Origin of the sequence: Okeania sp. SIO2B9 (genome assembly GCF_010672505.1) — a bacterium.
Taxonomy (GTDB): Bacteria; Cyanobacteriota; Cyanobacteriia; order Cyanobacteriales; family Microcoleaceae; genus Okeania; species Okeania hirsuta.
In genome coordinates this window covers 1-8,579 of record NZ_JAAHGK010000153.1, presented here as the reverse complement: position 1 = coordinate 8,579, position 8,579 = coordinate 1, and the positions used below count along the sequence as shown (strand labels likewise).

9 protein-coding genes and 6 tRNA genes are annotated in these 8,579 nt (G+C 35.5%); 13 read left to right on the top strand and 2 right to left on the bottom strand.

Annotated elements, in window-relative coordinates; translation table 11 throughout:
- From F6K13_RS07950 to F6K13_RS07925, 6 genes are all read left to right on the top strand, one after another.
- On the top strand, positions 1-728 hold a 728-nt coding region (locus tag F6K13_RS07950; protein ID WP_287287164.1), incomplete at its 5' end, for a GNAT family N-acetyltransferase.
- Between the two features lie 415 nt (positions 729-1,143).
- Entirely contained in the window at positions 1,144-1,431 is a 288-nt protein-coding gene (locus F6K13_RS07945; RefSeq protein ID WP_124147281.1) for an HNH endonuclease, read from the top strand.
- A 138-nt stretch (positions 1,432-1,569) separates the two neighbouring features.
- Positions 1,570-1,645: transfer RNA gene (locus F6K13_RS07940), tRNA-Met, on the top strand.
- A gap of 484 nt (positions 1,646-2,129) precedes the next feature.
- Entirely contained in the window at positions 2,130-2,585 is a 456-nt protein-coding gene (locus F6K13_RS07935) for an NADAR family protein (RefSeq protein ID WP_124147282.1), read from the top strand.
- Positions 2,586-2,607: 22 nt separating this feature from the next.
- A tRNA-Ala gene (locus F6K13_RS07930) sits at positions 2,608-2,678 on the top strand.
- Between the two features lie 4 nt (positions 2,679-2,682).
- Positions 2,683-2,778 (top strand) — tRNA-His (locus tag F6K13_RS07925).
- Positions 2,779-2,794: 16 nt separating this feature from the next.
- Here F6K13_RS07925 and F6K13_RS07920 read toward each other — a convergent pair.
- Together F6K13_RS07920 and F6K13_RS07915 are read right to left on the bottom strand one after the other, a co-directional pair.
- Entirely contained in the window at positions 2,795-3,301 is a 507-nt protein-coding gene (locus F6K13_RS07920; RefSeq protein ID WP_124147283.1) for an AAA family ATPase, read from the bottom strand.
- Between the two features lie 283 nt (positions 3,302-3,584).
- Positions 3,585-4,319 (bottom strand): SDR family NAD(P)-dependent oxidoreductase, encoded by a 735-nt coding sequence (locus tag F6K13_RS07915; RefSeq protein ID WP_124147284.1) that lies wholly within the window; start codon positions 4,317-4,319, stop codon positions 3,585-3,587.
- 602 nt (positions 4,320-4,921) lie between these two features.
- Between F6K13_RS07915 and F6K13_RS07910 the strand changes: the two genes are divergently transcribed.
- The 7 genes from F6K13_RS07910 to F6K13_RS07880 all read left to right on the top strand — a co-directional run bounded on the left by F6K13_RS07910 (position 4,922) and on the right by F6K13_RS07880 (position 8,455).
- A complete protein-coding gene (locus F6K13_RS07910) occupies positions 4,922-5,122 on the top strand; it encodes a hypothetical protein (RefSeq protein ID WP_124147285.1) in 201 nt (66 codons plus the stop codon).
- A 333-nt stretch (positions 5,123-5,455) separates the two neighbouring features.
- Positions 5,456-5,524: transfer RNA gene (locus F6K13_RS07905), tRNA-Leu, on the top strand.
- 373 nt (positions 5,525-5,897) lie between these two features.
- On the top strand, positions 5,898-6,875 hold the full coding sequence (locus F6K13_RS07900; protein WP_124147286.1) for an N-acetyltransferase: 978 nt from the start codon (positions 5,898-5,900) through the stop codon (positions 6,873-6,875).
- Between the two features lie 283 nt (positions 6,876-7,158).
- A tRNA-Asn gene (locus tag F6K13_RS07895) sits at positions 7,159-7,216 on the top strand.
- A gap of 136 nt (positions 7,217-7,352) precedes the next feature.
- Positions 7,353-7,428: transfer RNA gene (locus F6K13_RS07890), tRNA-Met, on the top strand.
- A 264-nt stretch (positions 7,429-7,692) separates the two neighbouring features.
- Complete coding sequence (locus F6K13_RS07885; protein ID WP_161564713.1) at positions 7,693-8,013, top strand: ribosomal protein L7/L12; 321 nt, start codon at positions 7,693-7,695, stop codon at positions 8,011-8,013.
- A gap of 133 nt (positions 8,014-8,146) precedes the next feature.
- Complete coding sequence (locus tag F6K13_RS07880) at positions 8,147-8,455, top strand: hypothetical protein (RefSeq protein WP_240039174.1); 309 nt, start codon at positions 8,147-8,149, stop codon at positions 8,453-8,455.
- Positions 8,456-8,579: the final 124 nt, after the last annotated feature.

Below are 8,579 nucleotides of genomic sequence, written 5' to 3'. Positions count from 1 at the left end.
CAGATATTGCAGGTATTTTGTGGTTTCGAGTTGACCCCAATGCTCAAGGCAATAATTTAGAAGTTCAAATTCTGGAGTGGGGAGAGAAACGGATGCGGGAAGTGGGTAGGGAAAGGAATGTCAAGGTTAAAGTGCTGTCTGGAGGACATAGTGATAATGTTGAACGTATAGCTTTATTAGAAAGTTGTGGTTTTGCAATTGAGCGATATTTTCTGACAATGGAGCGATCGCTTACTGACCCTATTCCAGAAGCTGAGTTTCCAGAAGGTTTCACCCTAAAACATATAGAAAATGAAGCAGATGCAGCAGCTTGGACGAAAATGTTTAATCAAACTTTTATCGATCATTGGAATCATCAAGATATTACTGTTGAGTCTGTGAAGAATAAACTCAATGACCCTAAATATCGGTCAGAATTAAGTTTAGTTGCAGTTGCGCCTGATGGTATTTTTGCTGCTTTTTGTGATTGTCAGATTCACCCAGAAAATAATGAGTTGAATAAACGCAAAGATGGTTTAGTTAGTCTCCTTGGCACCCGAAGTGGTTTCAGGAAACGGGGGTTAGGGCGTGGTATTTTGTTGTCAGCACTGAAATTGTTGAAAACAGAGGGTATGGAAACAGCGATGTTGTATGTTGATGCGGATAATCTTTCGGGTGCGACGAGACTTTATGAGTCGGTTGGTTTCCGGAGGGTTAATACTCAAATAGCTTATATTAAGGCAGTTTAGGTAATTTCAGTTATCAGTTATCAGTTATCAGTACCCCTACAATCAGGAGGTTTGAAATATAGAATATTCTATTTTCTCTTGGTCTGATGGATATGGCGAGGAGACCTCGCGTTAAAGTTGAATTAAACGAGTCTATAGTCTATATTTCAGCCGTTATTCACCATTATGATACAGGACTACCAAAAATTTTTCTCTACCCCCTTGACAATATTGTAATATATTGTGTAGTATTAATTTATGCCAGTTATGGGAATGTCTCTAAATCTGGAAAATCAAACCTTGTGTTGTAGTATAAGGTGGTGATGATTTTGGGAAGATTGGCGATCGCATAATCCCATATTACAAATTTTCCGTAGATAAAGGAAGAGTAAATGTTAGAGAAAAAGAGAAATTTAAGATATTAAAACACACCTCTATGCAATGCGAACTGTGTGAAAGGGAGATGGAAAAATTAACTGTCCATCACCTAATTCCCAAACAAAACACCAAACGCCAAAAAATTAACCCAGGTCCCACTATTAATATTTGTTCGGCCTGTCATCGGCAAATTCATGCCTTCTTTGATAACAAGCGTTTAGCAAAAGAGTTAAACACTGTTGAAAAACTGAAAAATGAACCACAAATGGAAAAATTTTTGTTGTGGGTAAGCAAGCAAAACTCAAGTAAAAGGATACAAGTACACCGCCAAAATTCAAGAATTTAGAATGCGCGAATTTAGAATTACCTCTCCTTGAAAGGAAGACTATTGAGCAAGAAAAAACTTAAATTGCCTGTGCATATTCACCCTTGGGTTCACACAAACGATAAAGTGCGGACATGATATCAGGAGTATTGGTGACACGCGGAGATGAAGCAAGAGTGGCTTATTAGGTTCATACCCTAAAAATCAGTGAGTGCAACTCTCACCTCCGCCACCAAATGCAGGTGTGATTTGACATCCTCTCCATAGCTCAATGGATAGAGCAACACTCTTCTAAAGGAAGGTTCCAGGTTCAAGTCCTGGTGGAGGCGTTGAACACATTAATGTTCAAAATGTACCACTAAAAAAGGAGGTTGTTTTCATTGACTTTATTTAAAACTAACCCATGCAATAGTTCCTAGCGTGACCCAACATTTAGAGCTTACATACTTAGTACGAGAGGAATAGTAACACTATTAAACACAGTGGGCGCGTGAGAACGGGGAGTGCGAAGAACCCGATAGGTTGGCTTCAAAGTAGCAATCCTTTAAAGAGTGTGTGGTAACTCATCGGCGGAGTTCCCCTAGTAACTGAGAAAGCGCATAAAACGCTCTCATAACTTGCACGCTGGGCAATTTGCAATTGGTCATCCCCCCCTACCCCCCTTTCAAAGGGGGGAGCCAGAAAGAAAAATTGCTGATTCAAACCCCAAATAATTAATTATGCCTATTTATTTTTACGGTGTTCGTACAAAAATTTATGGTTGCTTTTCTAATTTTTCCCGACATGGTTTTGAACTTGATGGGTTTTGGTGGCCGACGAATGAACATTATTTTCAAGGCCAGAAGTTTGCTACTACAGACCGTCTATGGTTTGATAAAATTCGGGAAGTCAAAACCCCAAAAGAGGCAGCAAAGATGGGGCGCAGTAGAAAATACCCTCTACGACCAGATTGGGAAAAGGTCAAGGATGAAATTATGGAAGGGGGTGTATTAAAAAAATTTGAAACTCATGCTGACATTCGGGAAATTCTGATGTCTACAGGCGATGAGTTGATTGTGGAGAATTCACCTAGTGATGATTATTGGGGTTGTGGTAAAGATGGGACGGGCAAAAATAAGTTAGGACTGATTTTAATGGCGGTTCGGGAAAAATTGCGCGATCGCGACTCAAATTAAAAAATTATCAACTTAATCAAAGGGGGACTTGGTGTAATGGGAGCATACGATTCTTGCACAGTCGTGGCAGGGGTTCAAATCCCCTAGTTTCCATTTGGTGTCTGAGGTTGAAGTGGTCGAAACGTCGGTTTGTGACACCGGAGAAAGCGGGTACTCTTCGAGAACGCTTCGCGAACGAGTCCCGTCAGACACCCTAATGAATATAATTTCTAATCTAATTGTAATCTTCGCAGTTCATTACAAGCATGATGTAGAGAAGCAGGAGCATTTTCATCAAGTCCTTGAGGACAGATATCTGATGCTAATTTTTCTGCTGAAGCTTTAGCTAATGTAATTCTGTCTGTGATATTTAGAGTTTTATCTTTGTAATCATCTTCTTCATTAACATCTTTACCATTAATATAAGAAAACCAAGTCTCTATATTTCTGGCAGGCACAAAAATAGCTATTTTTTCATTAGGTAAATGCATATCTTTTTTCTGGATAGGTGAGTTTTGCCATCTAGTTAAATCTTGCTGATGAAAAATTTCTGAGACTTGATAATATTTTCCGGTAGTTTCAAATTCTCCTAATATAAATTTTTGGAGTTTATGCAAAACTTCAAAAACTGTTATTTTGCCAGAACCATTTGCTCCTAGTAGTAAATTTATATTTGAGAATTCAATTTCAAAGTTAAACAGACATTTAAAGTTGTTGACATAAAGTTTTTTTAGCATTGACAGAATTAATAACTTGGAAAAAAGTTTCTATTCCCTGTTTCCTAAATAGACATTTCTATAAAAGTTTCTAAAACTGTTATAGCACGGTTCAAATTTTTGAAGAGGTCTAATTACAAATTGACAATTGACAATTAATCTATTCGGTTTAAAGCCTCTCCTTTTAAGGAGAAAAAAAGAAATAAAATTTCCTTATATTCAATTCCGTTATGGTTTTAACCAAAGGAAATTATTAATTATTAATTATCCATTATTAATTATTAATTAATGAATACTCCCTAAATTAAAAAGACTCTTTAAATGGTCTTAAATCAAGTTCGTGAGTCCATGCGCTGGAATGTTGTTGATGAATTGCCCAATACGTTTCCGCAATAGCTTCAAGTTGTAATAAACCTTCCTCACCTTTTTGAGAAACAAAATTTGGGAACTTTGTGCGAGACTTTTCCCCATCAATGACACCATCAATAATGACATGAGCAACATGAATACCTTGGGAACCAAATTCTCGCGCCATCCCTTGAGCTAATGTTCTTAAACCTGCTTTTGCGACTCCGAATGCTGTAAAAGGTGGTTTTCCTCTTAATGAAGCAGTCGCTCCTGTAAAAATAAGAGTACCTTGTTGTCGCTTTTTCATAGTAGCGATCGCTTGTTTTCCAAATAAAAATCCACCAAAACAATTTTGTTGCCAAAGGTTGATAAAGGTTTCGCTGTCTGTTTCTAATAAGGGTGCCGGAATATTGTTACCAGCGTTGTAGACAGCAAGATCGAGAGGATAACCTGCTTTTTCCACAACTGCAAACAGTTGTTCGACATCCTGTTCGACTGTTGCATCAGTAACAACAGCAGTTGCGGTACTCCCTTGTTGTGTGATTTTTTCCACAATTAACTGTAGTTTATCTCCGCTACGACCAGCAACAAAAACGTGCAAACCTTTTTGAGCAAAATATTTAGCAAGTGTCGCACCTAAACCTGCTTCTGAACCAACACCTATGACAACTGCTGCAAATTTTTCGCTCATCTTAGTTCTTCCTAAAACTATTAGATATCTCCAATAAAATTATTATCCCACAGAAATCATCCATTCTTTTTCCCTACTCCCTCTTTTATGATAAATTTAGATTTTAGATTTTATGACAATTTTTTGGACGAATATCTCCATTTTACTAACTAAAATATGCCTGTATCTATTGATATAGCTAGCTTTCAAAATCCTGAAAAAAAATTCTCCCACCCCCTTGACACTTTATGTATTATTTATGTAGCATATAAATGTGGCAGTCAAAGGAAAAGTAAATAACCTCCAGATAAAAAAGCCATATCTGCACCTAGAAAATTAAATAATTAATCGGAATTTCAACTAACATCCATCAGGTATTACACAAAACCTGAATTGCATAAGCTATTACTTTACACTCATAGAATTTTAGGTTGGTTTAAATCTGGTAAATTTCAATATTATCGGCGTTTTATCAACCCAAAAGAAGCAGAAAATTAACCAGAAAAATATTCTGCTTTCTCAAATAAAATAACAAAAAAATCAATAACGTTCAACAACTCTATTATCTAGAAAGACGATTCATATTGTAACAGATAATATCAAAAAAATTAGGAGGTGGTGATATGGTTCATATTAGATTTGAAGGACGTTCTTATGATGTTACAGAAAATCAATTAGGCATCAGAGAAAATATGACTGAAAATACTATTAAAGAACGCCTAGCTCAATATTTTGATGTGGGTAAAGAACGCTTTAATTCCTACGTTTTAGACCATCGTCCCAGTGGAGATTTAATTGTTCGCCCCGAAGCAGTTTACGGTTAAATAAAACCTCCTTATTAATAGGAATATCTTATTATCAAAATAATTGGGTCTAAAACCCCGCCTTGATCGGCCGTTTTTGGAGCGTTTCTCTAATCCCCGTTACAAAAACAACTTCTGACTTCTGACTTCGTTATGTTCCGCACCCTAACTGGTAAAGCGTACATACATTTTGGTCTACTAAACCAAAGGTTATAGGTTCGACTCCTATCATTCCCACTATTTTTAGGGAATGTAGCTCAATGGATAGAGCGTTAGTGTCAAACGCTTTATTGACTTGTGCGGAACATATTAATAGTAGTTAAAATTTCACTTCGTGCCCTAACTGAGAAAGCTTACATACTAGCTCATTGGTAGAGCATTTGTCTCAAGAACAAAGTGTAGTAGGTTCAATTCCTGTGTATGAACAAACAGCTTTTTTGACTTGCACGAGGTGATTTTTAACTATTTTAATAAAAATAAAAAATACAAAATTAAACTTTTACTGATAACTGATAACTGAAATTACTTCGCACCCCAACTGATAAAGTATACATACATTTCCTAACTATAGGGTCCTAAGGTAGCGATGTTCGGGCGACCGAAATAGCGAAGCTTTTTAAGTCTCTATGAGATAAAATTAGCGAGTCCACTGTCAAATTAAAAACTGATAAGAACGACTGTAAACGTATTCATGACTTTTTCGACTTGTGCGAAGTAATTTTCAACTATTTGATTTAACTATTTGAAAAAATAAATAAGTAAAAAAAAATCTTAATTTTCACCATTATAAATTTTTATGAAAACGTTAGTAACTCGCTCCTATCAAGGTGAAACGGATCTAGAAGCGATCGCTGAATTTTTACAAGTTTGTGAAGCAGTCGATCGCTTAGATGAATGGGTATCTGTTTCGGATCTGCGACAAGAATTTAATGCTCCAGATATAGATAAAGAGCGTGACATTCGTCTTTGGGAAGATGGAGAAGGTAAACTCATTGGTTTTGGGAAGCTATTAATACAAGAGTCAGTTGATGCTCTTCTCTCCTTCAGAGTTCATCCCACTGTTAGAAGTGAAGGTATAGAGCAAGAAATCATTAGGTGGGGTGAAACACGAATGAAAGAAGTCGCTAGAGATAAGGGTGTATATGCCAATTTTAGATCGCCTGTTCGCGATACTCAAACCGAACGCATTGCATTATTAGAAAATTGTGGTTTCACTCCCAAGCGTTACTTTTTTGGGATGGAGCGATCACTCACCGAACCTCTTCCCAAACCGGAGTTACCTGTAGGTTTTACGTTGCAGTCTCACTCCTCTGCGCAGTTTTCTGGTAAGCAGGAGCAGCGAAGATTTTTAGAAGCATGGGTAGAAGCGTATAATCAAACATTTATTGACCATTGGAACTTCCATGAGGTGAAAGTTGAGCAGGTGGAATATATAGTAAGCGACCCTAACTATCGACCAGACTTGACCTGGGTTGCAATAGCTCCTGATGGTACATTTGCAGCTTTTTGTTACTGTTGTTTTTATCCAGAAGAGAATAAGCACAAGGGAAGAAAAGAAGGTTGGATAAATACTTTGGGTACTCGTCGTGGTTTTCGTCAGCGTGGTTTAGGAAAAGCGATGTTACTTTCTGGAATGGAGGGTTTACGAGCTGTTGGTATAGATAAGACGTTACTTGGTGTTGATGCTGAGAACCCGTCGGGAGCAACTCGACTTTATGAGTCTGTGGGTTTTCGTAAAGTTCATACTAATATTGTTTATGGCAAAAATTTGTAAATACTAATATTCCCAGTCTTTAACATCTTGATTTTTTTTCTTATTCCCTGGAAAATTATGTATTGCTGATGTATAAAATATTATATACGGTAAATACATAGGCAGATCACTCCAAAATTTGAACCTGGAAAACTAAATATTTAATCTGTTATTTTCTAGAGATTTTAAAATGAGTAAAATTCCATCAGTTAATATGCCATTTGTATCTTGAATAATGAAGTTAGAATAGTTTAATTAAAGAGTTTAATAAAATCACTTCGCGCCCCAACTGAAAAAGCTTACATACTCAATTTGGTAGAGCATTCGACTATTAATCGATTGTAGCAGGTTCAATTCCTGTGTATAAACAAACAGCTTTTTTTACTTGCGCGAGGTGATATTAATTTAGATTTTAAAAACAGGTAAATAACAGATATAAAAATAGATTTATTAACATGAAAAAAAATCATCTCGCGCCCAAACTAAGAAAGCTTACATACTAGCCAAATGGTAAAGGCACTTGACTCATAATCAAGCTAGCGAAAGCTAATACAGGTTCAATTCCTGTGTATAAACAAACAGCTTTCTTGAATTGCGCGAGATGATTTTATAATTCTATTAACGAAGGCAGAAGGCAGAGGGCAGAAGTAAGAATTGGATGGGGTTTTATATAATAATCAATAATAAATGAGTAAACCAAATGTTTGTTTGAGCAGTTTTATCGATAAATTTTTAGTAGATAAAAATTTTATTATATGGAGAAAGCATCATGTCTATAAAAACTGATGAAATATTGGAAAAACTCAAATATATTACAATGTTATAAGCTACAGAATTGGTGAAACAAATAGAAGATTTTTTTCAAGTAAGTGCAGATCGAATTATTGTAGTAAAACCTAATGAAAAATTCGACAATAATGATCAAGATGACCATGAATCAAAAACTATTTTTGATATTGTATTAGAGGAATTTCCTGCTAATAAAAAAATATATTTTATTAAGGATATACGCAGTTTAAATCTCTTTGGAAGTTTACAGGAAACTAAAAAAGTTGTTGATAATTTACCCCAAATTATTAAATCTAATGTCAATATTCAGGAGGCCGAACAGATTAAGCAAAAATTAGAGGAATTAGGAGCAACAGTTTCTTTGAAATAATTTTTGTATATGCAATAAAACTTTTGATTTCACCAGTAATGAGTTAGAAAATCTTGTCAGAGAATTCAATAATTGTACTCTACCAAAAAATAATTGGACTCATGCTGCACATTTGATTGTTGCGCTTTGGTATTTGACTAACTATTCCGAGTTAGAAGCAATAAATAATATTCGCGATCGCATCAAAAAATATAATGTTGCAGTAGGTACTAAAAATACTAAAGATAGTGGTTATAACGAAACAATTACGCTGTTTTGGGTAAAAATGATTCAGAAATATTTGACTACAAATTCAGCGAATAACTCTTTTGCAGAAAATGCCAATAATTTAGTCAACTTTTACGAAAATTCAGCTTTACCTTTTGAATATTACAGTAGAGAATTTCTGATGTCTGAGTCAGCTCAAAAAAATTGGGTAGAACCAGATTTAAAACCTTTGTAAAAAAGTTTGGTGGTGGTGCATTTTCAAGAATTTAGAATTTAGAATTACCTCTCTTTGAAAAGAAGAGGATTGACTCAAAGGAAAATTTTTATTTATTATCCCCTTAAAAGGAGAGGCTTTAAAC